18 protein-coding genes and 1 pseudogene are annotated in these 25,291 nt (G+C 67.2%); 7 read left to right on the forward strand and 12 right to left on the reverse strand.

Annotation, left to right across the window (positions count from 1 at the left end):
- Window positions 1-96 precede the first annotated feature (96 nt).
- From ACWIHY_RS34850 to ACWIHY_RS34860, 3 genes are read right to left on the reverse strand one after another with little or no spacing between them, the layout of a single operon-like run.
- Window positions 97-810 carry a helix-turn-helix domain containing protein gene (locus ACWIHY_RS34850; RefSeq protein ID WP_454380403.1) on the reverse strand — a complete coding sequence of 238 codons (714 nt, stop codon included), beginning with the start codon at window positions 808-810 and terminating at the stop codon, window positions 97-99.
- Window positions 810-2,963, reverse strand: a complete 2,154-nt coding sequence (locus ACWIHY_RS34855; RefSeq protein WP_454380404.1) for a hypothetical protein — start codon at window positions 2,961-2,963, stop codon at window positions 810-812. The genes ACWIHY_RS34850 and ACWIHY_RS34855 overlap by 1 nt, the downstream gene beginning before the upstream one ends.
- Window positions 2,963-3,586: a DNA-binding protein gene (locus ACWIHY_RS34860; protein ID WP_454380405.1), complete on the reverse strand. Its 624-nt coding sequence runs from the start codon at window positions 3,584-3,586 to the stop codon at window positions 2,963-2,965. Before ACWIHY_RS34860 ends, ACWIHY_RS34855 begins: the two co-directional genes overlap by 1 nt.
- Window positions 3,587-3,719: 133 nt before the next feature.
- Between ACWIHY_RS34860 and ACWIHY_RS34865 the strand changes: the two genes are divergently transcribed.
- On the forward strand, window positions 3,720-4,502 hold the full coding sequence (locus ACWIHY_RS34865) for a hypothetical protein (RefSeq protein WP_454380406.1): 783 nt from the start codon (window positions 3,720-3,722) through the stop codon (window positions 4,500-4,502).
- Window positions 4,503-4,820: 318 nt separating this feature from the next.
- Here ACWIHY_RS34865 and ACWIHY_RS34870 read toward each other — a convergent pair whose 3' ends face one another.
- Window positions 4,821-5,942 (reverse strand): hypothetical protein, encoded by a 1,122-nt coding sequence (locus ACWIHY_RS34870; protein WP_454380407.1) that lies wholly within the window; start codon window positions 5,940-5,942, stop codon window positions 4,821-4,823.
- 352 nt (window positions 5,943-6,294) lie between these two features.
- Window positions 6,295-7,194, reverse strand: coding sequence for a phosphotransferase enzyme family protein (locus ACWIHY_RS34875; RefSeq protein ID WP_454380408.1), 900 nt, complete (start codon window positions 7,192-7,194; stop codon window positions 6,295-6,297).
- A 449-nt stretch (window positions 7,195-7,643) separates the two neighbouring features.
- Between ACWIHY_RS34875 and ACWIHY_RS34880 the strand changes: the two genes are divergently transcribed.
- Both ACWIHY_RS34880 and ACWIHY_RS34885 read left to right on the forward strand, forming a co-directional pair.
- The gene (locus ACWIHY_RS34880) at window positions 7,644-8,117 is read left to right on the forward strand and encodes a hypothetical protein (RefSeq protein ID WP_454380409.1); all 474 of its coding nucleotides are present in this window, start codon (window positions 7,644-7,646) and stop codon (window positions 8,115-8,117) included.
- A 64-nt stretch (window positions 8,118-8,181) separates the two neighbouring features.
- Window positions 8,182-8,490: a hypothetical protein gene (locus tag ACWIHY_RS34885; RefSeq protein WP_454380410.1), complete on the forward strand. Its 309-nt coding sequence runs from the start codon at window positions 8,182-8,184 to the stop codon at window positions 8,488-8,490.
- A gap of 49 nt (window positions 8,491-8,539) precedes the next feature.
- Here the strand turns inward: ACWIHY_RS34885 and ACWIHY_RS34890 are convergent, their stop codons facing one another.
- The 5 genes from ACWIHY_RS34890 to ACWIHY_RS34910 form a co-directional block, all read right to left on the reverse strand.
- The gene (locus ACWIHY_RS34890) at window positions 8,540-9,715 is read right to left on the reverse strand and encodes a hypothetical protein (RefSeq protein WP_454380411.1); all 1,176 of its coding nucleotides are present in this window, start codon (window positions 9,713-9,715) and stop codon (window positions 8,540-8,542) included.
- The gene (locus ACWIHY_RS34895) at window positions 9,712-10,479 is read right to left on the reverse strand and encodes an ATP-binding protein (RefSeq protein ID WP_454380412.1); all 768 of its coding nucleotides are present in this window, start codon (window positions 10,477-10,479) and stop codon (window positions 9,712-9,714) included. Before ACWIHY_RS34895 ends, ACWIHY_RS34890 begins: the two co-directional genes overlap by 4 nt.
- On the reverse strand, window positions 10,476-11,582 hold the full coding sequence (locus ACWIHY_RS34900) for an AAA family ATPase (RefSeq protein ID WP_454380413.1): 1,107 nt from the start codon (window positions 11,580-11,582) through the stop codon (window positions 10,476-10,478). The genes ACWIHY_RS34895 and ACWIHY_RS34900 overlap by 4 nt, the downstream gene beginning before the upstream one ends.
- Window positions 11,579-13,156 carry a transposase gene (locus tag ACWIHY_RS34905; RefSeq protein WP_454380414.1) on the reverse strand — a complete coding sequence of 526 codons (1,578 nt, stop codon included), beginning with the start codon at window positions 13,154-13,156 and terminating at the stop codon, window positions 11,579-11,581. Before ACWIHY_RS34905 ends, ACWIHY_RS34900 begins: the two co-directional genes overlap by 4 nt.
- A 61-nt stretch (window positions 13,157-13,217) precedes the next feature.
- A complete protein-coding gene (locus ACWIHY_RS34910; protein ID WP_454380415.1) occupies window positions 13,218-13,772 on the reverse strand; it encodes a transcriptional regulator in 555 nt (184 codons plus the stop codon).
- A 946-nt stretch (window positions 13,773-14,718) separates the two neighbouring features.
- On the opposite strand from ACWIHY_RS34910, the gene ACWIHY_RS34915 reads away from it, so the two are divergent.
- Window positions 14,719-15,711 carry a hypothetical protein gene (locus ACWIHY_RS34915; RefSeq protein WP_454380416.1) on the forward strand — a complete coding sequence of 331 codons (993 nt, stop codon included), beginning with the start codon at window positions 14,719-14,721 and terminating at the stop codon, window positions 15,709-15,711.
- Window positions 15,712-16,097: 386 nt separating this feature from the next.
- Entirely contained in the window at window positions 16,098-18,401 is a 2,304-nt protein-coding gene (locus ACWIHY_RS34920) for an outer membrane protein assembly factor BamB family protein (protein ID WP_454380417.1), read from the forward strand.
- On the opposite strand, the gene ACWIHY_RS34925 is transcribed toward ACWIHY_RS34920, so the two are convergent.
- Window positions 18,392-19,357: a 5'-nucleotidase gene (locus ACWIHY_RS34925; protein ID WP_454380418.1), complete on the reverse strand. Its 966-nt coding sequence runs from the start codon at window positions 19,355-19,357 to the stop codon at window positions 18,392-18,394. The genes ACWIHY_RS34920 and ACWIHY_RS34925 overlap by 10 nt on opposite strands.
- A 427-nt stretch (window positions 19,358-19,784) precedes the next feature.
- Between ACWIHY_RS34925 and ACWIHY_RS34930 the strand changes: the two genes are divergently transcribed.
- Both ACWIHY_RS34930 and ACWIHY_RS34935 read left to right on the forward strand, forming a co-directional pair.
- Window positions 19,785-25,034 carry an NACHT domain-containing protein gene (locus tag ACWIHY_RS34930; protein ID WP_454380419.1) on the forward strand — a complete coding sequence of 1,750 codons (5,250 nt, stop codon included), beginning with the start codon at window positions 19,785-19,787 and terminating at the stop codon, window positions 25,032-25,034.
- Window positions 25,031-25,222, forward strand: a complete 192-nt coding sequence (locus ACWIHY_RS34935; RefSeq protein WP_454380420.1) for a hypothetical protein — start codon at window positions 25,031-25,033, stop codon at window positions 25,220-25,222. The genes ACWIHY_RS34930 and ACWIHY_RS34935 overlap by 4 nt, the downstream gene beginning before the upstream one ends.
- On the opposite strand, the pseudogene ACWIHY_RS34940 reads toward ACWIHY_RS34935, so the two are convergent.
- Window positions 25,214-25,291 (reverse strand): annotated as a pseudogene (locus tag ACWIHY_RS34940) (transposase); the annotation flags it as partial. The gene ACWIHY_RS34935 and the pseudogene ACWIHY_RS34940 overlap by 9 nt on opposite strands.

Raw genomic sequence — 25,291 nt, forward strand, 5'->3', positions numbered from 1 at the left:
TCATCGGCGCCATCATGGACTGCCGATACGCCCTCGGGCTGGGTACACCGCAACGTGGTCCAGGAGCCGGTCGGGACAACCCCAAGGGGCAGGCCGTCAGCGAGGGCGCCAGGTGCGGATCTCGAGGTGGGTGATATGCGCCTCTTCGTGGATGCGCCCGGTTTCAAGAAGCCATCGGTGTACGGCGGCTGTGACGTCCCCGCCGACGGCGTCGACGCGACGGGCGAAGTCGGCGGCGTCGAAGCCTCCGGTGGTGGCGGATCCGTAGGAGCGCTCTTCCGTGTGGTCGGCGCGTTGGATGACGTCGCGGCGGATGCCGGGTGAGTCGGTTCGGCTGCCCGAGGCAAGGGTGTAGCCGGTTTTCGGCATGCGGACGGTGAAGGCGAGGCGCAGGTCGCGGCGAGCGGCTTCGGCGATCAGGGGGCGCAGGCGCGCGGAGCCGGAGGCGATGGCTTGGGCACCTGCGCGGCCGGTTCCCGTGCCGGTGGGGGTGATGAGGACGGCTTTGGTGCGTACGCGGGCGCGGGCGCCGGTGGCGGTGGTGCGGCGGGTGACGTGGGGGGCGGCGAGGGCGGCGAGTTCGCTGGTGTCGGTGATGCCTGCGGTGTGAAGGGCGCTGAGGGCGTGGGTGAGGGCGGGAACGAAGGCGGCGCCTTTGCCTCGTGTGTAGAACTGGGAGACGAGGGAGGGGTCGCGGTTGATGATGCGGGCGATGTCGCGTTTGGTGTAGCCGACGGCCTGGAATTGGTCGGCGAGGCGGGCGGCTTCGTTGAGTTGGCGGGCGGCGGGGCGCCGGCTGCGGGGCGGCATCAGGTCCCCTGGGTGGGGTTGGGCTGGTGGGCATCACGTCCGGTGTCGCGCAGGGTGAGGAGCTCTTCCTCGGTGGTGGGGGCGGGGATGGGGCCGGTGAGGTGGCCTTTGTGGAGGTAGTCGCCGGGCTGGCCGTGGTAGGGCCAGGTGTGGGGCTGGGTGAGGTAGATGGCGTCGGTGCGGAAGGCGACGACGGTGCCGGGCGGGGTGTGGAGGGCGCCGGCGTAGGTGTCGTCGTCGCGGTGGCGCTGGGAGAGCAGGGCGGCGCGGGCGGAGGACCAGATGTGGGCGGCCCATTCGGGGTGGGCGTAGGGGTCGCGGGTGAAGCCGGTGGGGCGTTGCCAGGTGATGGTCTGGTCGTCGAAGCCGATGATTTCGGCGTCCGGGGGGACGTCGGCCTGGTGGGTGCGGGGGGTGGTGCCGGTGACGGTGCGGGGGCGTTGGGCGAAGGAGCCGATGCCGTAGAGGAGGATGGCGCGCACGGCGCGGGAGGCGAGGTGGGCGGCGGTGCGCTGCTGGGGGTCGCCGTGAAGGTTGGCCTGGGCGGTGAGGGCGGCCCAGCTTTCCTTGAGTTTTTTCGACCAGTCGTCGAGGGGTTTGCCGTCCTGCCACAGGATGCCGTCGAGGATTTCGATCTTCCAGGGCTGGAGGGGGTTGGTGAGGGCGGTGTAGATTTCCGGGCCGCCGGCCCAGGTGGTGAAGGTGGTGCCGGGGGCGGCCGGGTAGTGCCAGGCGCGGTCGCCGGGGGCGGGAGCGGGGAGGATCCCGACGTGGTTCCAGGTGGTGGGGACGGTGACCCGCACGTGCCAGTGGCCGCAGCCGAACAGTGCCTTGGTCTGTTCCTTCTCGGAACGGGAGGCGAAGGTGCGGGCGGTGACGCGCTGGGGGGTGCCGACGCCGGACTTCCAGGTGTGCTTGGCGTAGGCGAAGGTGCGGTCGTACTCGACCAGGGCCGGGAGCTGTTCCGGCAAGCGGGGCGGGGTGATCAGTTCGGTGCGGCCCTGGCCGGCGGTGGCGTGCAGGAGGCCGCGCAGTTCTTCGGACAGGACGGGGTAGCCGTCGGCGTACTGGCCTTTGGTGGGGATAGTGCGGGTCCACAGGTCCCGGCCGGTCTGGGACGGTGAGCCCATCAGGACCGCATCGGACCAGTGCGTGCGCAGCGTCTTCCACAGTAGGACGAAGGCGTCACGGACGGTGGCGGGGTCGGTGTTGTCGGTGTCGAACCACTCCCCCGCGGAGCGGATCTCGACGTGCTGTTCGCCGTTCTCGCGCTGGTAGCGGCCGACGGGGTGACGGGGATGGACGAAGTGCCCGGCAAGTCGGTCCTTGCCGCGGCCGGTATCGGTACGCCAGCCGGGGGTGGGGGCGTTGAGCCAGGCGGCGACGGCGTCCTTGAGGAAGGGGTGCTGGTCGGCTTGGCGGTGCCAGGGGTCGCCCGCGGTGATGTAGATCCTCTCCACGCCCTCGGGGACGGCGTGAAAGACAGTGTTGAGAATCTCGGCCACTGACCCGGTGGGCAAAGTGAGCTGGTGGGTCTGGTTGCGGTGGACCAGGGCGCCGGTGCGGGTGTCCAGGAAGACCATGGAGCGGGCCTGCTGGGTGAAATTCGGATGCGTCGAGGCCAGGTTCGGGGTGTGGGCGAACCACCGGTCACCCTCCTCGCCTTCCGGAACGGCCGGAAGAGCGCGGGACGCCCCCATCCTGGCCGGTGGCGCCGTCGAGGATGGCGCAGTGGCTGCGGCGGGAGCAGTGGCGGATGACGCAGGTGCGGTCACGGCGGCCTGAGGGGTGGGGCGGGACAGTGGCGGGGCTGCCGCTGCGGCCGCCGGTGTGGGCGCCTCTTCGGCCTTCACGGGACCGGACGCTTCGTGACCGGCTGCCAGCATCTTCTGATCGTTGGCGAGGCTGGTGGGCTGGGGAGTGGTCGTGAGTCGGTCCGGGGCCAGGATCGGGGCGATCGCTACGACCTCGGCCAGGCTTAGCCCCGCCGCGGGCGCGATCCGTTCAGCTTTCGCTTTCTCGTATCCGGCCAGAGCCGTGATCTGTCGGGCGCGTGCTGTCTCGAGCTTCGCCAGCGCGGCCTGGGTCTTCTTGATGTCGTCGCGCAGGGCACGCAGGTCGGCAAGCTGCGCGCTGTAGGTCTTTGCGTCCATCACGATCCCTCGGGCAGGTACTCGGTTTCGGCCGGCGAAGCGGTGGTGACGTAGGCGATGGCGCCACCCGAGTGGGAAGCCAGGCGGGTGCCGAGCAGCAGGTCGGCCAGGGCCCTGTCGGCCGGTTCGGGTGATGTGAGGTGCGTGACCGGCTGAACCAGGTCCGTGACATGCCCCGCGAGAACAGCGTCAGGAAAGCCGTGACGCCCCCGATCGTCTCTGGCCCAGCGCTCGAGGCCGGTGAGAACAGCGACCACGTAACCCGAGAGCGTCACCGGCAGAACTCCACCGGCGGCCACGCTGGCAGGGTCACAACGCCACGAGCCCCGGAGTGCCTTCAGCAGCTCCTGCGGGGGCAGGGAAGCAGCAAAACCGACCCATTCGCGGTCTGACTCCTGAACCGGCCGGGCGACATCGACCCGCAGCACCGCTATCTCCGGCGCCTCAAGCCGATGAAGAGGGGCAGGCGGGCGGGAGCGGAGCGCCTGAACTGCCTCGAGGGGGACCATCACCCGTACACCACGGCGGGCAAGCCCTGGCAGCAGCCCGGCTTTGCCGATCCGCCGGAAGGTCGTGATCGCGCACCCGAGCGCTTCGGCCGCCTGTCCGGTCGTGACCAGCACCCACCCCAACCCCTCTACTCAACTCAGATATCTGATTACGGATGCACGCTATCCATTTACCTCGGAATGAGCAAGGCAACCGCCCTGCTGCAGCTGTTAAGTTGGTCTGGAGTGCGCGCCTGCCGGCGACAACGTGCCGGCCTTCGAGGCCCAGTGCCGACTCGCGCCGGGCGAGACCTGGAAGAACGCTCTCCCGCTGTCGGGGCCCGGTTCATGGTCGGACCTGATCGCCATCGACGGGGCCTATGACACCAGCTCGGCAACGTATATGAGCGACACCGTCGGCAGTAGAAAGCTGGAGGATCTACGCCTACGGCAAATCAAGGGGGCCCTGAGGACCCTGGAAGGGCTCGGGGACGAGGACGCCCTTGTCACCATGCCTCGGGGCAAGAGTGGGCAGCGGGAGTACAAGAGGTTTTCGCTCATGAACGAGAGCGGCCGGGGCGGGAATCAGACGGAGGACGTCTACACAGTCCCGACCAAGCACTGGGCGGCTGCCAAGACGATCGCGATCCCCGCGGCCTTCTTCCTGAAGGGCTGGATCCAGGTACTCAACCCTTCCGAGGTCGCCACCAGGCTCATCCTCAAAGTGCTCAGTAAATGGGCACCTAACACCCACACCGCATCGGGGGTCTACCTCTATGGCCAGGCACGCCTGCAATCCTTCGGCTTGCGTGACGACGCGTGGGAGGACGGCTGCCAGCGCCTGCGGGAGTTCGGGCTGATGCGCTACGCCCAACCCCCTGAGCCGTACACCCAACCAGCACGCCCGCGCCGACGATACGAGCCGCACTACTGGCAGGTGACGGACGAGGGTCTCAACAAGGACGCCGTGCAGAGGCTCAACAAGGAACTCACGCTCCGGCAGCAAGAACTGGACTCAACCGCCAAACAGCGGGCGCAGAACCGTCCCTGAGCGCACCGCCAACGGTCGGGGCGGCGTTGCCGTCGACCATCGAGTGCACCAGGCCAACACCCGCCCGAAGCGCAGTTATGCCTACTGTCCCGCCCACTGAACCCGTCGGCACCCAGCCGGCCGCCCCGGCCGCGTCCGGGCATCTCGGTGCCGCCGAGGCGGCCCTCGTCGTCTCCGTCACCGCTGCGGCAATTGCGCTCGCCGCCCTGGAGCGCCCGGTCCCCGCCGTCCTGACCGCGAACGTCGCCGCGCTCACCGGGGCCACCGCTGATGCGCCTCTCTCCGGCCGGGACAGACCACGCATGTCGCAACGAACAGTTACCTGGCGGGAGTGCCGGATGGTTGTGGTTCCTCGTCCGGAGGGCGGGTCCTTGTGCCGGGGACTGTCCGGCTTGACGGAACAGGCGCCATGCGAGCTGGGTCGAGCATGACCGCGCCGAATTCACGGGCCAGAAGGCCGTGGATGGTCTCCCACGTGCGGATGCGGTTGCGTTCCCGCCGCTCGGTCCAGCGCTCGTGCAGCCGCATGCCGCTGAAGATCGCCAGGGCGCAGGCCAGGATGAGGGTGATGAGCGCATAGATAGGGGTGTAGTGGTCGTCGAACATCGATCGGTCTTCGTCCACCTGTCGAGCGTTGATGCCGAAGAAACCGAAGAGCAGACTTAGGGTGCCGGTGACTGTGGTGACGAAGGTGACTGCGATAACTGTCCGGATTCGACGGCGGTCACCGGCTCGTTGCTCGGCGCTCTCGACCGAGGTCAGCTCGGCACCGATGGCGTTGCTCAGTCGGCTCAGCATTTGTCCGATGAGTGCGGAGCGCTCGGTGAGCCCCATCGCGGAGTAGAGGGCGCTGTGGAAGCTCTCTACGCGAAGTGCGGGGATGAGTGTTCCGATGTCGCCGCCGGCTTCGACGCTGTAACTGAGTTCTAGTTCGAGGTGGCTCAGGCCTTCGGAGATGGTTTCGAGCATGGTGCGGCGGCGGTGCGTGTCGCGTTCGCCGTCGGACCGAGCGCGGAAGCGGTGCCCGTATGCGTAGGCGACTTCTCGGATCTCCCGCAGACGCGCTGCCGATCCCACGGCCTGCACGGCGGAGAGCAGGACGCTGTTCTCTATGTAGTCCTGGTGGCCGCAGATGAGGCTGGCATACGGTCCAAGGGCCCCGACGGTGGTGGGGCGTCTGTTGAGTTCGGCCGGGTAGGTGATGGAGCTGTGTTCCGGCCGGTACGGGAGGTCGGAACGGTAGATGACCCGCTGGATGGTGTCGTCATTGGGGGCGTCTTCGGCGGACGACACGCTCCGAAAGACCAGCTGGTGCCGCTCAGGGAGAAAGCCGGGCGTTCGCTCTTCCGCTCGCTCTGTGTGGCAGCCGACACGCTCGCCGGCGATCTGTTCCAGTGGCGCGCCCGCGCATTCGATGCTCGCGTAGTAGAGGTCTTCCATCAGCGGGACTGCTTCGACGAGGCTCAGGGGGACGTCCAGGGTCAGCGCGACCAGGACCTGACCCGAGGGGTGAAGGAAGTGCCAGAGCGTGGCTGCTGCGGGTGAGCCTGTTTGCCAGCGTTGGCATATAAGAGACGCGCAGTCGAGGGATTCCTTCCGGAGCACCCTAGGTAACTGTTCTCCGGCCATTGCGTAGAACGGTGCCAGACGGCCGAACGCGAGGGCGTCCGTAGCAGCGTGTCCGCCAGGAGGTAACTGGGCGGGGTCGCAGACCCAGGACGTCGAGTAGACCGTGGTGATGCGTAGGTGCGGGCGGGAGGCGTAAGGGGCGAAGAGGCCGCCGTCAGTGCCGTTAGAGGGCATGCCAGCGCCGTTCAAGGTCGCCCTTTCGCAGAGACTCCATGCGCAGCGCGAATTCGTCAGCCGCCGGCCCGGACTGGGCGTTCTGCATAAGCCAGGTCGTCATACCCAGCTCCCTCGTTGTGCGCAGCACTCGGTAGCCGTGCCACTCGGTGACATCGGTGCCGTAGGTGCGTACGAAGGCCGCGTAGTCGGTGGGTGACAGGCCGAACCGGTCCACGGCCATGGCCGTGGGGACCAGGTCCCAGGCTCGCGGACCGATCGCCGCCGCTTCGTAGTCAATGAGCAGGGCGCGGTCGCCGTCACACAGGACGTTGCCACGGTGGGCGTCACCATGCACCAGGTGCGGGGGTGAGGAGGCGACAAGCGCGCGGAAGTCGTCTTCCGCGTTGTCGCAGGCTTCGGCGAGGAAGTGAATATCCTCGCGCTTTATGCCGGAGACGACCTCAAGACGACGGCGCATGATGGGATACGGATCGAGGACGGGCAGCGGGAAGCCCGGGTCCGGCAGAGCATGCAGGTCGCGAAGAAGGGCTGCCAGGACAGTGACCGAGGCAGGCGGAGAGCTGTCCGGCACATAGCCCCAAAAAGTCACCAGTCGGCCGTCCGCCTCGATCGGTTGCGGGGCATCCGTCGGGTGCACGCCAGGGAACCCGTGCCCAGCGAGCCACCGGGCCACAGACAGTTCCTTGACGACCTTGTCAGCCATCTCCGTCGAGCGGGCGACCCTGACTACAGTGCCGACATCAGGGAGAGCGAACAGCGCGTTCTCCCCAAGCCGCAGGAGCTCCGCCTCGGGAAATCGAGGTAGTCCGGCAGAGTCGCACGCGACAAGCATGGCCCGCCGCGCAGTGGTCTCGGTTAACCCTTCACGGGTTTCATGGAAGTCCATCCCGCTCAGCCTCCCGAGGCGACTGATGAACTGTCAAGGCACCAACCGAGGCAGCGGGCACCGGTTCACTAAGGAACTCCACTCGGCACGTGGCCAGCGCCGTGCGTCGTGATGCCGATTGGCAGATGGTCGATCCACAGGTCGATATCTTCCCAATTCGCCCCCAAGCGGCATCGAGCAGGTCACGCGCGGGTGCGGGCCGCCGCGGCGTCGACATGCGCGCCGCCGAGCGCCCACACCCGTCGGCCCGCATGCTCAGCCTACGGACCCCATGAAGCACGACGAGGCCTGCGGATCTTCCGGGTCGCAAGCCCGGTCGCACGCCGTCAGCTTCGCCTGATGCAACCAGGTCGACAGCGAGGAACGTGCACGGCACGAGGACGCCGCCCTCGACTTCGAGAGGGGGCAGGTGCCCTCACCGCTCCTCGCGCCTACTACCCGCCGCGGCTTTGGCCGAGCCGCCAGTCCGTCGGCGTCAGATGGACATGGTGCGCGGGGAGCTGGAGCGCGCCCTGGCCTGGGGGGCGTCGCTGCCGGTCGGCGCCCGCCGCAGCCCGCAGCGGCTCCTGGAGGAAGAGGAGCTTGACCCGTACGTACGGCTCGCGGAGTCCGGGGCGCTGCGCACCGCCGGGTGGACGGCCCTGTCCGCGCTGGCCCGCCAGCTCGACCGGTACCTCGCCGGCGCCATGTCCCCGACGCAGACCCGGCTGACGACGCTGCTCGCACTGGAGCTGGACACCGCGGCGCGCAGCGGGGAGCTGGTCGAGCTGCGCACCACGGACCTCGGCGAGGACATACGGGACAACCACCACATATGCACCCGAGTGAACAGCTTGTGCCGAGAACCGGATCGACGTGCGGCGCATGCAGTCGAGGCAGGGGCGCAGTCCGTGGTGCTGCACCGTCTCAGAACTCCCATTTGAATTGGTTAAAACGCCGCCAGCAGATGACCCCGCATCCCACGGCGAGGAAGCCTTCGCGGATGTCATGGCGGATCTCCCCACGGAGGCGCAGGCGGTGGAACCGGTGGAGGCGGGCGAAGGCACGCTCGGCCTACCTCTGGGTGCCCAGGCCGGGGCCGCCTTCGGTGTCTCTTCGGGCGATCTGGGGTTTCAGGCCCAGGGCGCGGACCAGACGGCGGCATTTGTCGTGGTCGTAAGCGCGGTCGCCAGCACCACATCGAGACGGCGCACGGTCGGCCCCGGTTGCCCCGACCCGGGCGGCACGGCCTGGAGCAACGGGATCAGCTGGGTGACATCGTTCCCCGCCCCGCCAGTAAACGGGACGGCGAGATGAATGCCTGGAGCATCGGTGATCAGGTGATTTCGCTCCGGCTCTGCCCCGTTCAACAGGGCTTGGTTCGTCCGATCTTGGAGCCTCCTGAACTGTGTCGTTCGTGCTGGAGTGAGTGGCGAATGCGGACTGGTCGCCGGGCGGAGGGTGGGGCGAGAAGATGGCACGCTTCCGTGGCGTGGGCGATGTCGTGTCTGTCCCAGGTGGCCAGGGAGAACGGGTTGCCTTGCCGGGCGTGGCTCTGCAGTTGTGTATAGGCGTAGGCGGCGTCGGTGAGGAGGCTCACCCAGGCAGGCAGGTTCTCTACGATGGGCGGCTGCGGCCCGGCGGCTGTAGAGCTTTCCGCCAAGCCCCGAAGCTGGTCCGTCTCGTAACCGGTCACCGTTCTGAGAGCTACTGCGGCGGCGTGCACGGGGTGGGCGATGCGGGTGTGGATGCGCTGGGCGATGGCTGGTGGTACGGAGCTCGGGGTGAGGACTTCCAGCGGGATGGCTCTGGGAGGGTTGCGGTCGGAAGCGAGTTGCGTGGGTTTGCCACGGCTGTCCGTGCTGGGCTCGCCGGGCCGGCCTCGGGGCTGTTTGGGCCGCGGGGGCAGCTGGTACCACTGTTCGTCTTCTCCGGGTGGAAATGGGGCGGCGTGCCACCAGGGATACGGAGCGGGCGATGGGGGGTGCCCGGGACGGGAGAGGTGGGTGCTGCCCTCGTCGGGGTTGTCGATGTAGTGGTGCTGGACCGCGGTCAGGATGCTGTGAAGTGCGGCGGGGACGGGCCCGCTGACGACGAGGGTCAGGTGAATGCCGGTGTTCTCGCGCAGGGCCATGAGGTGCTCCCAGTGGCGGCTGGGGATCCGGTGTGCGCGTGCAAGGACGTAGTGGCTGATGCCGAGGGCTCGTGTCCAGGCCGCGGCGATGCGCCAGGAGTCGTCCGTGTTGGTGGTCCACCAGGGCACGTCGGAGTCGGAGGGGGGCAGGTGCTTGCCGAGGGCGCGGAGGAAGTCATGGGCGAGGTAGGCGGGTGCGGTGGCCAGGGGGGTGGGGTGGATGGTGATGCGGCCGTCTGCGGGGCGGTGGGCGGCGAGTGCGCTGGTGGTGCAGGCAGGCAGGTCGTCCGGGTCGCTGATGATCGTGACGGGGGGCAGGTCTGTGTTCGTCTGGTCAGGTGTCCACTGAGGCGTCCAGGCGCGCGGCTCCCTGGCCGATATGGGGGCGCTTGGGCTGCTGGGGGTCATGTGATCACCGCCGGTGTGGGCTGAAGTCGTCGCAGGAGAGCCGTCGGGTCGCTGGGGTGATGGGGGTTGCGGCGCTGTGTGGTGAGGAGCCGGTGGGTCAGTGCGGCCCATCGGCGGAGGTTTCCGCAGGCCCAGGTGCTGTCGAGTTGGCTAATGGTGCTGCGGGGGACGTTCTGCCACAGCGGGTGCAGGTCGGGGACCGCGGTGAGTACTTCCGTGGGGGTGAGGGTGTCCATGTGGTGCCAGGTGGTGACGCGGTGAACGAGCGGGGGCTGGGAGCGTAGTGAACGCAGGCGTGGCCGGCTGGCGAGGAGAACTACGGTGATCTGGGGCTTGGGGTCGTCGTAGAGGTAGCGGATGTATTCGATGCAGGAGGCGGAGAGTTGGTGGGCTTCGTCGATCGCGAGGATCCGGTGAGTGTGGTGAAGGGAATGGCGGAGGTAGTCGTCGCAGATGCCCGGGTCTTTGGGTGCGGTGCCGGGCAGGCCGAGGGCGCGGTAGAGGCTGTGACGCAGGTCGTCCGGGCGGGCTTGGGGGCGGGCCAGGAGGCGCAGGGAGGGCAGGTGGGGGCGCTGGTCGAGGAGGGTGTGGAGGGTGAAGGTTTTTCCGGCGCCGGGGTCGGCGATGAGGCAGAGGATGCCTTGCTGCTGGATGGTGGTGTCGAGGGCGTGGGCGGCGGCCCGCACCGCGGTGGTGGTCACGGTGCGGGCTTCGGGCAGGTTCAGGTAGTGGTGCGCCTGGGTGCCGGCTGGGGTGGTGGTCACCCGGCGTCCTTGGCGGTGCGGCGGGACTTGCCGCGGTTGGGCAGTGCGCGGCGGATGGCCCAGCGGGCGATGGTCTCGTCGACTTCAGTGAGGCTGCGGCGCTTCATGCCTTCGAGGATGTGGTACGTGATCTTGGACCACATGCGGAAGGTTCCGGCGCCCCCTTCGTCGTCGACGTACTCAATGAGTTCAGCCGGCGCGTTGGCCCAGACGGGGTGGAAGAGGGGGATGTTGCGCTGGACCTCGTCCGGGTCCATGGGGGTGTATTCCTGCCAGATGTAGATGCGGGAGGCGAGGGCGGGTTCGCTGTAGAGCGTTTTGTAGGCCTCCTCGCCGCCGACGAAGAGGACGGCGGGGCGGGTGGGGCCCTTGCCGGTGTCCCACAGGTGACGGACGAATTCGAAGCATTCACGGCTGAACTGCTGTGCCTCGTCGCAGACGACGACGTAGGGCTTGCGGGCCAGGGTGCGCTTGAGGAGCCGGTCGAACTCGCTGGGGTGAGAAGGGGGTTCTCCTTCGAGGCGCAGTGCCGTGAAGAGTTCCATCCGGATGTCACGCGGGGTGGGGCGGGAGCGGAACTGCAGGAGCAGGACACGGTCGGCAGCGACTTCCTTGAGCGCGGCCAGGACGGAGAAGGTCTTGCCGAGGCCGGCGTCGCCGTAGAAACACGACATGGCGCGGGCTTCGATGGTGTCGGCGATGTTCTCGCTGGCTTCGAGGAGTGCTTCGGTTGCCACGATGCGGGCGTCGGTGAGGTTGAGGTAGAAGTCGGGTTCTCCGATCGATTCGTCGTCGAGGGTGGTTGTCCGGGTCGTGGTCATGGGTTCCTCCTGCTGGTCGGAAAGCAGCTCTCGTTCGGCTGAGGGTTGCTGCGGGGTGTTGAGGGCTGCGGCGTCGGTGGCGTGCGCTGTGCCGAGGACGGCGCCGGTTGTGGGGTCGAGCAGGTTGATGGTGTCGGCGCCGCAGCGGCGGACGATGACGCTGCGGGCCAGGTGTGCGGTCATCCAGAGGGCTGCGTAGCGGCGGCTTTCCCAGCGCACGCCGGTGGCGCTGATGACTCTGCGGTCCCTGGCTGATGGGGCGGGGTGGTCGGGTGGGGTCATGTGGCCTCGTCTTGTTCGTGGCTGGTGGGGTTGGGGATGCTCCATCGGCTGGAGGGGGTGATGCGCCGGGGCATGTAGTTGCTGGGGAGGTCGCTCTGGTCCCGGCTGGTACGCGTGGCACGCAGTTCGGTGACGGCTTGCTTGCGGGTCATCGTCGCCTCGGTGGTGGCAGGGGCGGCGGTGGTGACGGCCCGGAAACGGCGCCGCCTCAAAGCCTCGGCCTTGCGCATGTCGCGCCGCAGTCGGCGGGCGCGCTCTGCGCGCGCCTGGTACACCTCGTCGATCTGCTCTTCGGTGGCCTGGTCGGCGAGGTAGGCGGTGCCGTAGTGCCGGTGAGTGACAGCGTCGAAGACCTCGATCTGCTGCTCTTGGTGCGGCTGGAAGCGGATCCGGACGCGGGTGCCGGTGCGGCCGGTCATCCAGGGGGCCATGTAGTCGCGGCCGCGCCAGCGGATGCCGTGGCCCTGGATGACGCGTTCGGAGCGGTCAGCCTCCAGCAGGAAGGCGTACAGGTCCTGCGTTGGCACTTCCCGCAGCGTGGTGGTGTCGGCGTTCCAGCACTCCAGTGCGGTGACGCCTGCGTAGTCCTGCATCCGGTGCTCGGCGTTGCGGGTGCGGACCCACTGGGCGAACTTCGCGACGAACCCTTCGAAGGTGAGCGGCGGGTCCTTCTCTCCCGACCTTCTGCGCGTATCGAGTTTCTGCGCGCCGGTATAGCGCGGCAGGGTGGAGAAGAACATGGAGGTCGCCGCGCGGTTGAGGTTCTCGATGCTGCCCTTGAGACGGGGGGTATAGGGCGGCAGGACGTCGACCTGGACGGCGAAGGCTCCCAGGGCTTCTTTGACTGCATTGGACAGGAAGTCCCTGCCGCGGTCGATGCGGATGCGGGTGGGCAGTCCGCCTGCAGGTCCGTGAGCCTCGTCGGTGAGGATGCAGGAGCGCAGGGCTGCCAGGATGGAGCCGCGGTGTGGGTAGTGCGGTGTGACGGCCCAGCCCATGATCATGCCAGTGTGACAGTCGCAGAACCACGTGACCCAGGGCTTGACCAGGCGGCCGTCGGCGTAAACGACGACGGGGGCCTGCTTGTGGTCGCCTTCCCATTCCTCGTTGCGGGCAGTGGGCGGTCGGCGCAGGTGCGGATCGTGGCCGCGTGAGGCGGGCAGACCGGCTCTCAGGCCGGCGATGTCGCCCGGGGGCAGGTCGCGTTTGATCGCCCGGTGCAGAGTCGACAGGCTCACCGGCTCGACTCCGGCGGCGACAGCGTCCTTCTCAAGTTCCTCGTGGACGCGCTTGATGTTGCCGCGGTAGTAGGCGAGCAGGATGCGGACCTGGTCGGTGACTTCGAACCGGTCACGGGTACGGCGCAAGGGCTCCCCCGCGCGTGCGCGGGCCAGGTTGCGCCAGACGGTGCGGACGTGGACGCCGAGGGTGTGCGCGGACAGGGTGACGTGCGCGGTGGTCAGTTCGCCTCGCTCGGCGAGCTGTAGCAGGGCCCGGACGGCGGGCCCCATCAGTTCGTCACGTACGCGCTTGCCGCGGGCCGGGGTCTGGGAGTCTTCGAGGTCTGGGGACACCGTGGGACGGCTCTTTCATGGTGGTCAGGCTCGGGGCGTCGTAAGGGCGGTGGAGGGCTGATCAGGACCAGAAGCCGAGGTGGGTGACGTGCTCGTACTGACGCCAGTCGGAGTCGAGGTCCGAGATGACGTCCTGCCATTGGTGGGTCAGGTCACGCAGGTCACTGCGGGACCAGGCCGCGACGATGGGGTCCCAGCGGTAGATGTTCTTGCGCCGCCACCGGGCCGCACGCTGGTGCTTGGCGTCGACCTTGCTCTGGTCGACGGGATAGATCTCCACCCTCGTTCCGCCGTCGCTGTTGAGTCGGCGCGTCAGGCTGGGCGCCATGTTGCGGCGCCGCAGCAAACGGAAGGCTTCCTCCACACGTAGCCGCTGCTCAGCTCTGGGTGATCGCTCCTCGGACAGCCACGCGGCGATCTTCCGCCGGTCCAGGCGAATTCCGCTGTGCTGCATCAAGGCGTAGCCGGCGCGGGAGCGGGTCAGATACAGCAGATGGCGCCTACAGCCGGCCTCGGCGGTCGGGTAGGGGTGGGTGATCCCAGCGATCTCGTCGAGTGTCGTGGTAAGGGCTACCGCCGCGGGCACGCCCTGGGCTCCGAGTCGTCCGAACCCCATCTTCGAGTCTCCTGTGCGTAGGGATATGTCACGTGTGGGCCGTTGCGGCAACAGGGTCAGGGGTGAGCCGGCGCCGGAATGTGTCCTGCGCGCGGCACACATCTGCGGTGTGCGGTCGCCGCCATACACCCGGGGGTGGGGGTGTACGCGACGCACGGAGTGCGGGAGGTGAGGTATGCCGCGGAGAGAGGTTTGTGTGGCCGCAACGTATGCCGTGCAAGCAGTTGTCGTGTCGGCTTTAGGTCGTTACATAGAAGGTGATCACCAAACACCCTTCTAACGCCAGAAAGCATTCTTCGACCGATAGCCGCCAAAGGGCATCATTCGGGGTCCGCTTGGCCGCCGCACGCTGGTAGGGCCATGCAGTTTGGCGTGGTGATTTCTTGGCGCTCTCAGCGCAAAAGAAGAGCAGACCGCGTTTGTGCAGGCGATGCGACTGCGGGTACTGGCAACCGGTCCTGCAGGGCAGAGCTGCGGGAAAGGCTGGACCACACCTGTCGGACTACCGGAAGGCTCCGTCGGAAGGACCGGTGCGTCTCCGCATCGCTCCTCGACAGCAAAAGGGCACGGGAACCCGGGCCTTGGCCGCGGCGGCGGGTCACCCTACTGCAAGGGACTGACAACGCCCCCGGCACGAGGGCCGCTTGCAGGTGCCGCTTGTTGCGGGGTTGTCTGATTCCTGTTCCCGGCATGTTCCCCACGAGAGTGAACTGGCGCCTTTTCGACGGACGGACCCACGGGTCGGAATTCCCTGGTCCTGCCGCGTGCAGGAGTGGACGGCGTCACGAAACCGGAGCCGCCAAAATCAGGGATGCGCGCACTGCCGTAAGTATCGGAGCAGCCACATGGGGCTGTGCGGATGGCTAGTGGTTCACATGTTCCCATTCTCGATTCTCGTGCGGATTCAGAAGAGGCCGTTGTCAGTGCCTGCCCCGATGATCCGGTCATGAGTCTGACCAGCGAGCTCAACAACCCCCATTCGGCAGTGTCGCGCTTCATGAACGCTCATCTGCCAGCTACCGCACACGTGACTGCAAGCATTCGCAGCCAGTTACCGCTGCGTCCGCTGACGATCAAGCCGCAAAGCGCTCACCGGTTCGACTACCGGAGCCTGGGACGCGCCATCGACCGTCGTCTGCGCGTAGCGCTCGGCTCTCCCCTCGACGCAGCACTGAGGTCAGGGGTCCTCTACGCCACGCTCGATGTGGCGGAGAAGTCCACACCTGCGGCGGGTAGGGCCGTTCAGGCCATGGGGGAAGCGCTGCTGGGCGAACTGCAGACCCTGGCCGCCGCTTCGGACGGATTCACGGCACGCCCCGCGGTGGAGGAGGAGCGACTGGCCCGCCTTTGCTTCGTCGCATCGCACTTCGAGGAGGTGCACCGAGCCGGACTGAAGCCAGGCAACCCCCTCGCGCAGGTGACGACCGGTGCGATCCTCGACGACCTGCTCTCTGAAGTCCCCTCCTACGTGCCCCACGACATCATGCGGCAGGTGAAGCTGGCCGAGGCGGAGGAAGCACTGGGATGGTCTGTGGCCCTGTCGGCGGAACGGCGTGTCTGCGCTCCCGAGTTCTCAGGCAGCGCGGACGTCGCAGGGGCTGACGCCGACTACATCCTCGACAGCTGCCTTATCGACTGTAAGGCGACCATCCGGCCCGATCGCATCGGCGAGAAGAAGGAAATCCACCAACTGGCCGGCTACCTGCTCCTGGACTACGCGGACACCTACGCAGTGAACCGGGTCGGACTGTACCTCGCCCGGCAAGGGCGACTCATCACATGGACTACCGAAGAATTTCTTCACCTGCTGGGCACCGGTCTGTCCCTGCCCGCGCTGCGCGCCGCCTTCCGTGAGGCACTGACGGCGTCGACAGCTCCGGAACCTGCCCCGGTGCAGAAAAGCGCCACGCGCGGCACACAGCAAAGCCTCTTCGACTGACTGCGCACCAGCAGGCCAGGCAGAGTCACGCGGAAGAGCCATGCGCAACAAGCTCGCCCATACCGGCCTGGCATTCTGCCCGTCAGCGGTCACAGCCGGACTCTCTGGCCGGCTCTGACGCGTCGCGGGTGGTCATGCCCCAGTTCAAGTGACGCATGACCACCCGGGCTGCCCGCAGGATCCGTCATCCATTTTCGTAACCCACTTGGCCGACGCGGCGTTGTCTTGTCACGGGCCGCCTGTGACGACCTCAGCTCCCGTCGCGGCCCGTGACCGCGACACGGTGTGGACGAGAGCCGAAAGTAGGCTGAGCAGCACAGGGTCTTCCGGTGGGTGCTGGTGTCTGCAGCCGGATCACGGGGCTGTGCTGCAGTGAAGGACGATGCATGAACCCCTACCACTATGCAAAAAAGAGGGCCAAGGAGCTGACGCGGCAGAACGGCAAGTCGTATGCAGTGAATCTGGCACAGGTCTCGCGTGACATGAACTCCGTTTCTCTGAAGGCGGTGTCTGCGGCGGGCCCGTACTCCACGGGGGGCGGCGGTACGGTGCTGGAGCACCGCTTCGGAGCAGTGCTGCTGTCCCATCTCTTGACGTGCAGGCCAGTGCCCGCCCTTGGTGATCACATCACTCCCACACACGTGCGGTTTCAGGGCCGCGAAGTCAGCAGGGTTGATGACCTCCTGGTCCGTGGGCGCAGCGCCGCAGGGACCGAGCATTTGTTGTCGGTCGGAGTGCGTCGCCAGCCTCGCCTCGTGCCCAGCGAGACAGACTCGGTAGAGCTTGTCCGCGCCTATCTGGATGTCGTCATCGGCCAGTGGCCGCTGCTGGAAAGCGGCCGGCAACGGCTGGCGCTGGCTGTCGCGCCGGGCTGCCAACCGGCCCAGCAACTGGCGGCTGTAGCAGTCGTCGCGGCGGCCGCACCAACTCCTGCGGAGTTCCGACGGCGGATGGTCGAAGGCGGATACGCGAACAAGGCGATGCGCGGCCGCTTGGTGCAGCTCGACGCACTGATTGTTGCTGCCCTTGGTTCAGGGTGGACCCGCCGGACCGAGCCACCGAAGGAGGTACTGACGTGGCGCCTACTGAGCAAGCTCTCTCTGATCGAGCTACGCCTGGAGGGAGCTGACCTGTCCGACAGGACCGAAGCCGTCGCACGCCTGCAACGACTCACGCCTCAGGAACTCCCCTCGCAGGCAGATGCGCTGTTCGCCCACCTGGCAGAGCTGGCGGGCATCTACGCACCCGGAGGTGCGGAGGTCGATCTGCCCTCCTTGAGGGCTGCTCTTCACGGCCTCGCGTGCTTCGCCCCAGCGACAGAACCTAACAGCACCGCTGGGGCAACTACCGCCTCTGGTGTGCCGCGGCACACCAGAAAGCCGGAAGCACGGGGAGGAGCAGAGGCGGGCCAGCGTCGGCAGGCTGTCTTGTGGAGCATGCCAGCCATGAGCGAGAAGGCTCTTCAGCCGGTGCTGGCGGGCGAGACGCTCGTGGTGCGGGACGGGTACTGGCTGCTGGGATTCGACCAGACCACGGGCAAGCAGCTGTGGACGTTGCAGACGGCCTTCGACGCCCCGCCGGTGGTCGGGGCTGGTCAGACTTTCGTGGCCGACCGGTCAGGCAGAGCAGTACCGGTGGACGTGTGGACTGGGAAGAAGGGGCAGCCGTTGCCGGTCCGCATGCTGGATGGGGCAGCAACTGTCGATCGCGGCACGTTGTTCACCGCAGCGCCGGACGCATACGTTCACGCAGTCGATCTGGCCTCTCGCGTGCTGTTATGGAGTCGGCCGGTCAGCGGAAGCCCAGTCGGGCCCCCTCACGTGAAGGCTGGCAGGGTGTTCGTGCAGAGGGGCCACGCAGGAAACACCGACTGCGTCACTGCAGACAGCCTGTGGGTCTTCGGCACAGACGGCCACTTGCAGTGGATGCAAGAGGTCCACGAAGGCAGCCTGCTTCTCTGGACCGCCGACAACGACCGCGTCTACATCGTCACGCGACACCAGTCAGGAATGAGCAGAGTCACCGCACTGGACGTGAGCAGCGGACAGGTCTGCTGGCAGCACGCCTTCGATGGTGATGTGGCCGGACCGCCTACACCGGCACGCAACTGCCTCTACCTCACCACCATCCAGGCTGACGTGATCACACTGTCTGCCGACACAGGCCAGGAACGGTGGCGGGCCAAGGCGGGCGCGCGCACAGCGACAGCCGTTCACATCAGTGACGGTGTCGTCTATCTCGGGCTCTGGCAGCCCCGATGCCTTCTCGCTCTCCACGCCGACACGGGGGCGAGGTTGTGGCAGAAGAAGACCTCTGGCTCGTTCGCGTCGGCGCCGTTCACCGCGGCGGGCATTGTCTACGGAGGACACCGGGGCGGCGTGCTGCACGGCTGGGCCGCCCGCTCACGCAGAGAGGTCTGGCATATCGAGGTGATGTGGGACGAATCCCGACAGGGCGCCCCCCCTGCTCCTTGGCAACAGAGCGTATGTGACAAGCAGCAGGGGCGAGGTCCACGCCTTGAACCTGCACAGCTGAACCGCTGCCGACCAGTCCGCGCGGCTCAGTCTGTCACTCCCCTGCTGACAGGTTTCCCCCGCGGGACCGCAGAGTTCTTCAACGATCTTGGCTCTGCCGCCGCTGACCGGGATTCAGGGGTGCCACCCAGCGCCCCTGGGCCACCTCAGGGCTGAGTTGCGTCTTCGGCAGGGGTCGAGTCGGCCGGTTCGTTCATCTTCCCGAACGGCACGTGCACGCTGGGAGTACTGCGGGAGGTGCCGACCAGGTGGCTGACCTGGTCATCGAAAAAGATGTGCGGTCTGAGGATGCTGGTGATCGCACTCTTGTCTATGCCGCCGAGGAAGAAGGCATCGTTGACGGTCACTCCCCAGCCTTTCAGGCTGCGGACAGCTCGTTCATGCGCGGGCGCGTTGCGGGCGGTGACGAGAGCAACGTGCACGCGGATCTTGTAGTCCGGGTTCTTCACGCGTTCCTCTTCTTCGCGCTGCTGCAGCCGGTTGATGTTGGCGAGGAAGTCCCGCAGGGGTCCCGGGTCGTGCGGTGTGGCGGCGTTCATCGTCTCGTGCGAGCGGAAACCTTCGATCCCGTCGGCCTGGAAGACCTGCTCCGAGGAGTCGTCGGCGAGGACTCCGTCGAAGTCGAAGGCGATGCGCAGGTGCCCGTCGTCGACCTCGTCAACAGCGGCCGGCCCCAGGACGTGGCCGACGGGCAGGCCCAGGGCGACGGCCTCGCGGACGTCGGTCTCGTTAGCGGAGAGGAAGAGCGACATGTTCAGGGCGGGCATGAACCGGTAGGGCGAGCGTCCCTGCATGAAGATGGCCCGGGTGATGGACAGGCCGTACTTCTGAATCGAGCGCATGACCCTCAGGCCGGTGTCGGGATCGTTGCGTGACAGGACAATGACCTCGACCAGGGGGTCGTCTGCTGCGGTGAGGTCGTTCAGGGACAGCAGCCAGCGGATGAAGGAGAAGGCGACCCCCTTGGCGAGGGTGTCGTCCAGGTGCTCCTCCTGGTAGGCGCGATACGCCTCTTCCCCCTGTTCACGGAAGACAGCATCCGCTTCCGCGAGGTCGAACAAGGCACTGGAGGCAATGCCGATGACCAGCCGCTTTTCCAGGTCGTAAGGCACGGCACTCTCCCTTTGCATCAATTCGCACATACGTATCATCGATGTCATCGATCACAGCTCTGCTGCGCACGTGGGCCGGTGCGGTGGTGCCAGCGCTGCCGCTGCGGGCTTGCTGGGCCCCCACACGGCAGCCGCCCCTGTGGTCTAGGTCGGCCCCGGTCCTCAGGGCTGCAAATGGGGCAGGCCCGTGTGCGGCATGGCGCCATTCGCATCGGCTGGCAACTATCGGGGTGCCGGTCCCACAACCTCTATGCGACGGGGGCACTGGTATAGGGCGCGGGCATGCCTTGGCACTCGGCGCCGGGCAGTCGTGCGTTGACGGCACATGGACAAGGGCGCGTTGGGAGCAGCTGCTGAGGTTAAGGTTTGCCCAGACTCATGCCCTGGGCCGGCGCCGGGGTGATCCAAAGGTATGTCGGAGGTAATCATGGACCTGCGGCCGACGCACCTTGGTTACGCCTACCAAGATCTGCTTACCGCGCTGCGTCTGGTGGATCTCGCGGTGGGACGCGCGCGGTCGGTGCTCGTCGACACGAAGATGTTCGCTGGGGACCGGTTCGACGACATTACCTGCGAGTGGGCCGAGGGCAGCCGTGAGCGGCTGCAGATTAAGCACACGACTCACGACCGCGCATTGCCGTTGAAGAGTTTCACCAAGGACCAGCGCAGCCTGCAACTGGACCTCTTGTTCTCCTCCGTCATCCAGGACCTACAAACGGACCCCGACACCTCGCACCGCCTTGTAGTACGGGACACGGAGCCGGATGACCCTGATCTGTCCCAGGTGCTGCAGCCGCTCAGCGCGAGTAGCGACCCGGGGCCGGCATTGTCGGGGCTCAACAGCAGGCGCTTTCGGTTCAGTGCCACTGCGCTGCGGGATCACGAGCCGTGGCGTTCGATGCTCGCCGATCTGGATGATGATTTGCTCAGTAGTGCCTGTGCCTCCCTGATTGTGGACACGGGGGTACCGGCATGCTCCCTCAACGTCCGAGAGCCAGGACCGGCCGAGGCTGCGTTGCTGCATCGTGTCAGCGAAGAACTCGGTGCTGGGCGGCCGCCGAACCGGCATCGTGCATCTGAGGACGTAGCCCTGGCCCTCATTGACGCCGCTAAGGAGGCTCGCGCCAGAGGAGGGGCGGTGGCCCTCGACCGCTTGTTTCCCCGGCTGGGATTGAACGTCGACTTCGGAGCGGCTCAGGAGGGGCGCCCCGTGGACCGTGCCGCGGAGGTGATCCGCCCGACGGTTCTTGCGGACATGACAGTCGTCGTGGACAGCGCGGCCCATACGGGTGGTGTCGTCGTGATGACCGGCGGTCCTGGCATCGGCAAGTCCTGGTTGTGCGAGCAGCTCAGTGATGCGCTGCGGGACACCTGGGTCGCCGCGCGGCATCACTGTTGGCTCGGAAGCGATGACGACCGGCTTCGTGATCGTGTGCTGACCGATGTGGTGATCGGCAGCCTTCTGAAGCAGTTGGAGACAGCCGTCCCGGAGGCGGTGGCGCAGGTCAGGCCGCGTTACGCGGCCACGGCCGAGACGCTCACGGCGGCAGTCGCTGCGGTGCGCCGTCTGGTTCCAGATCGGCCGATCGCGTTGATCGTGGACGGGATCGACCATGTCAGCCGGGTCCTCGGAAGCGTTGCTGGCAGCGCGTTTCAGCAGCAGTCGGACCCAGCCGCGTCTTTGGTAGAAGAACTCGCTGCTCTCACCCTGCCTCCCGGTGTGGTCCTTGTCCTGGCCAGTCAGCCCGGTCCTCATCTCCAAGCCCTGGACGACCGTGCGGAACGCCTGATGGTCCCGCCTCTCAATCGCGGGGAACTGCATGCGCTGGCGGATCGGCTGGGCGTCTTGTCGGCCCTGTCGGAATCCGCCTCAGAGCAGGCATCTGCTGAGCTTGCAGAGGCCGCTGTCTGCCTGATCGAGGAGCGCTCACGGGGGAATGCCCTCTATGCCACGTACCTGTGTCGCCAGGCGGTGGGGCCGACGGCCGTCTTGGCATCGCTGTCGGCTCCGGACGTCGCTGGGGACCCCCTGGAACGTCTTCGCGCGGTCCCGTCCTCGGCACAGGACCTTGACCACTACTACGACTACCTTTTCAAAGGCCTTACCAACGAGCAGCGGCAGGCCGTCTGCATGCTAGCCATCTGCGACTTCGCCGTAACCGCGCAGGAGCTGGGAGAGATCTTCCCACTGCCTGGGATGATGCTCGGCGCTGCGCTGACCAGCGTGGCGCCGATTGTCGCGCAGCAGCCGGGTATCGGCGGACTGAAGATCCACCATGAGAGTTTCAGCCGCTTCATCCGAAAGATCGACAGCAATCAGGACTGGGCCGATCTTGTCCGGTCACAGGCTGCCGCGTGGCTCGACAAGCGTGGGTTTTTCACGGACCCCCGGGCGTTCCGGCACCTGCCCGAGCTTCTGTCCGCCTTGGGCCGGGACGACGAACTGGCCGTGCTCGTAGGTCCCGATTTCCTCTCCCGCGCGATCGCCGGCCTGCAACCCCCGCAGGCCATCGTCCACACGCTGACTGTCGCCGCGCGCCGAGCGGCTGACCGCACCGACTGGCCCACGCTGATTCGCTGCATCGAACTCAGCCGTGCCCGGGCGACCTACGAGCAGGAAGGCCTGCCGGGATCCCTCGTTCCGTACGCCGATGTCTTGGTGACGCTGTGCGGAGCCGATCGGGTGGCAGCGAGCCTGATGTATGAGGGCGAGGCGACCATGATGGCCCGGTGGGGGCTGCAGTTGTGCGCGGCTGTCGATCGTGCGGGCTTGGCAGCACCCTGGGAGGCGTACCTGGCGGCCTGGGACAAGGAACGTGACGATAACGTCCGCTACGGCTCTGACAGCGACGATGCTGTATTCCTCGCGGAGCTGCGCGGTCAGATCCGGCAGCCACGCCGGAACACAGACAGCGACGCCGCGCCGCTCCCGGTCGCGCAGCGAGTAGCGCAGTTCCTTGACCAGGAGAACCTGAGGCCTGTTGAGCGTGCCCTGGGTGTGTTGCTGGACTGCCTGGGACACGAGCCGCTGATGGCGAGCGTGGAGCTCATTGAACGTCCCGACCGGCGTGCGGCTGTTCTGCTGTGTCTCGCCGACGCCCGTGACAGCGCTTCAGGAGAGCTGCCTTCGGCGCGCACTCTAGCCACAGCGGCCTGGGCAAGTGGGCCTTGTGACCCGCGACGTCTGCTCCGTTACGGCGTGCCGGTGGCGGACCTGGCGCAGGACGTCTTCTCCGGCGGCGGCATCACCGACGTCCTTGAAGAGGCCACGCGGGAGGTGCTGACCGATCACGCCGGTGATCTGCCGGCACCGGTGAGCAGGTGGCTGTCGCTGCTCACCGTGGCTCATGCCTCCGACCCACAGGCTGCCGCTCGACTGCAACCGCTCTGCGAAGGTGTCGGTTTCTACCGCGCCTGGCTGCGCTTCGCCCTGGCCACCCTGGGCCTGCGCCACGATGTCGAGGCGGGCAGAATCCCCGCCGAAACGGCTTCTTTGACCGCCCGTGTGGCGCTCGAGCAGCTGGCTCAGAACAATCAGCCATTTACAGGCCGGCCGAAGGCCAGCGACCTTGGTGCCATTCACCAGCTCGTGCGGCAGGTTCTGCACGATGCCGTGGCCGTACTCCGGGGCAAGGACGTGGCGCTGGGCATCACGTCCTTGCAAGCCATCAGCCATGGAACCACCACCTCCCTCATGGGCATGGCCGGCAGCGGACCTCTCATCACGACGGAGCTGCTGTCTCTGCTCGCGGAGAGTGTCGGCCAGGCTGGAGCTGATGTAGTGCACGAGCTCATGGACACCCTGCGCGCAGCTCAAGCGGACCGCCGGGCTTTGTATGCGGAGGATGCGGACTTCGAGCTGGAGATGGCCCGCGTGAGTCTCGCCTGCGGCGCCCCCAGAGCAGCGCAGGAGTGCTGGGACCGCGCCGCCCGGTTCATGGGTGCCTATGGCAGTCACAAGGACGCCACGGTCGAGGAGCTGCTGGATCCCCTGCCCCAGCTCCTTCAGGCCGAGCCGGCCCAGGCCCGTGAAAGACTGGCGCGCACGCAGCCTCTTACCTATCTCGTCGCCCACTGCACCGACGGCCGGGGCACCAACGGAATCCCCCATGAGTGGTGGCGGTTCCTCGCCCAACTGGACCCACAGGCTGCCGCCCAGCTAGGAGCCCACGTGCTGCTGGCCGAACCAGGGCTGCCCGATGCCCGGGTAGAAGCGGCCCATCTTCAGCTGCTTGTCACACAGGCCAACACCGCCGACCCCGTCGTCCTGACTGCGCTGCGCATCGCCGCCGGTCCCGGTGGCCGGAGTGTTGACGCAGACATCGCCCTGCTCGGCAGGCTCACGAACTTGCCGAGCGACGATGCGGCCCGGACACAGCAACTCCTGCCGGTGATGGCCAACGCGATCACCTCCACCTACGACGACCAGACGCTGATCTACACCTCACGCGGCGCTGGGGACTCGCCCAGCACGGCACTGACCGCAGCAGCACAGCAATGCGGTGGCGAGGGCGGCCCGCTATGGTCGCCGAAGCCCGCGACCGCCAAGACCTCACGTGCTTGGTCCGAGCCCAAAGGGCGCTACGCCACAGGCGTCTATCTACACGCGCAGCAACGTCCCACGCTTGCCGAAGGTGCTGCCGGTGTGCTGGCAGCAGTCCGTGACTACAACGACAAGCCCTACGACGCTCCCCCGGGTGCCCGGTGGTCACAAGAGAGCCTGGTCAACGCGGTCGGGTGGAGGTTGTTGGAGGTCATCGACCGACACGGCGCCGACGCGGCCACCCGACTCCTGCACCGGATCGCTGAGGAACTGAGCCCGATCAAGCCGCGCGAGCTCTTGGCCGACATCGCCACTGGGCTCCGTCTGCGCCAAGAGGCTGCCTCCGACACCCTCGGCCCACTCGCCGCAACGGCCGGCGTGCTCGCATTCACCACGATGCGGGGAGGAGGCGGCTGGCGTTCCTTCGCAGGCAAAGAGCGGCTGGATCTCTGGCAGCAGGCGCACTCGGCGGAGACCGCCGTCGCAGCCAACCTCCTCGCCGACCAGGTGGCACGCGCCGTCGCCGACGCCTCATACAGCCGAACAATTGGCGTCAGTCAAGCGCTAATCTCCGCCTTCGCCGCACAAGCCCCACTTGACCGGCCGCCAGCCGTCGATGCGCTCGCCTGCTGGGACGCTGCCTACGAAGTCATCGCTCATCGCCTGCCGGGCGACGCTCGCCTTGGTGACGGTGCCTACCAGCCGAACCTGGAGCCGGCCACACAGCACGACATCGACACCGCGCTGTGCACTCTTGCCATGGCCACCATCGCCCTGCCCGAACGCGGCGACAGACGACGCGCCCTGATCGCAGCGACAGTGCTGCTGGCGAGCCGCCCCAGCCAGGCCCAGACCGCACTCGCGCACGTGCTTTCCTTCTCCCTCGGCGCCGGGCCACTCACCTGGCTTATGTCCGTCGTGCAAGACCATCTGCCACCAGGATCCTTGGGTGGAGCACTCCTCGACCAGCTCGTGGCCTTGTGCAGCAGCGACATGCTGTCCGTCCGAGTAGGAGCTGCCGAGGTTCTTACGCGCGCCGGACACGAACCCCCCTCACCCCCCGCAACGCCAGCCCACCCAACACTCACACACGCCATAACCGCCGTGATTTCTCGCACCAAGGGTCACCGATGACGGACTTCCAAGAGGCAGCGATCGAGATCGTCGACCACCATTTGGAAACCCGTCTCGCCGCCGCAGGCAATCCTGTGGGGCTAAGAGAGACCGTCATCGACCTCGTTACCGAGGCGTTGCCTCAGCACGTGGAATCTCTGATGGGTCAACAACTGGACTCGCTTACTGACTTCGGCCTGTCAGGGTGAGGCTGATGTCTCGAGGGTCAGGCCGGTGCCGGCTATGAAGCCGTCGAGGGTGTGGGGCCGGTATTGAAG

This window comes from Streptomyces sp. NPDC055287, from assembly GCF_053646035.1.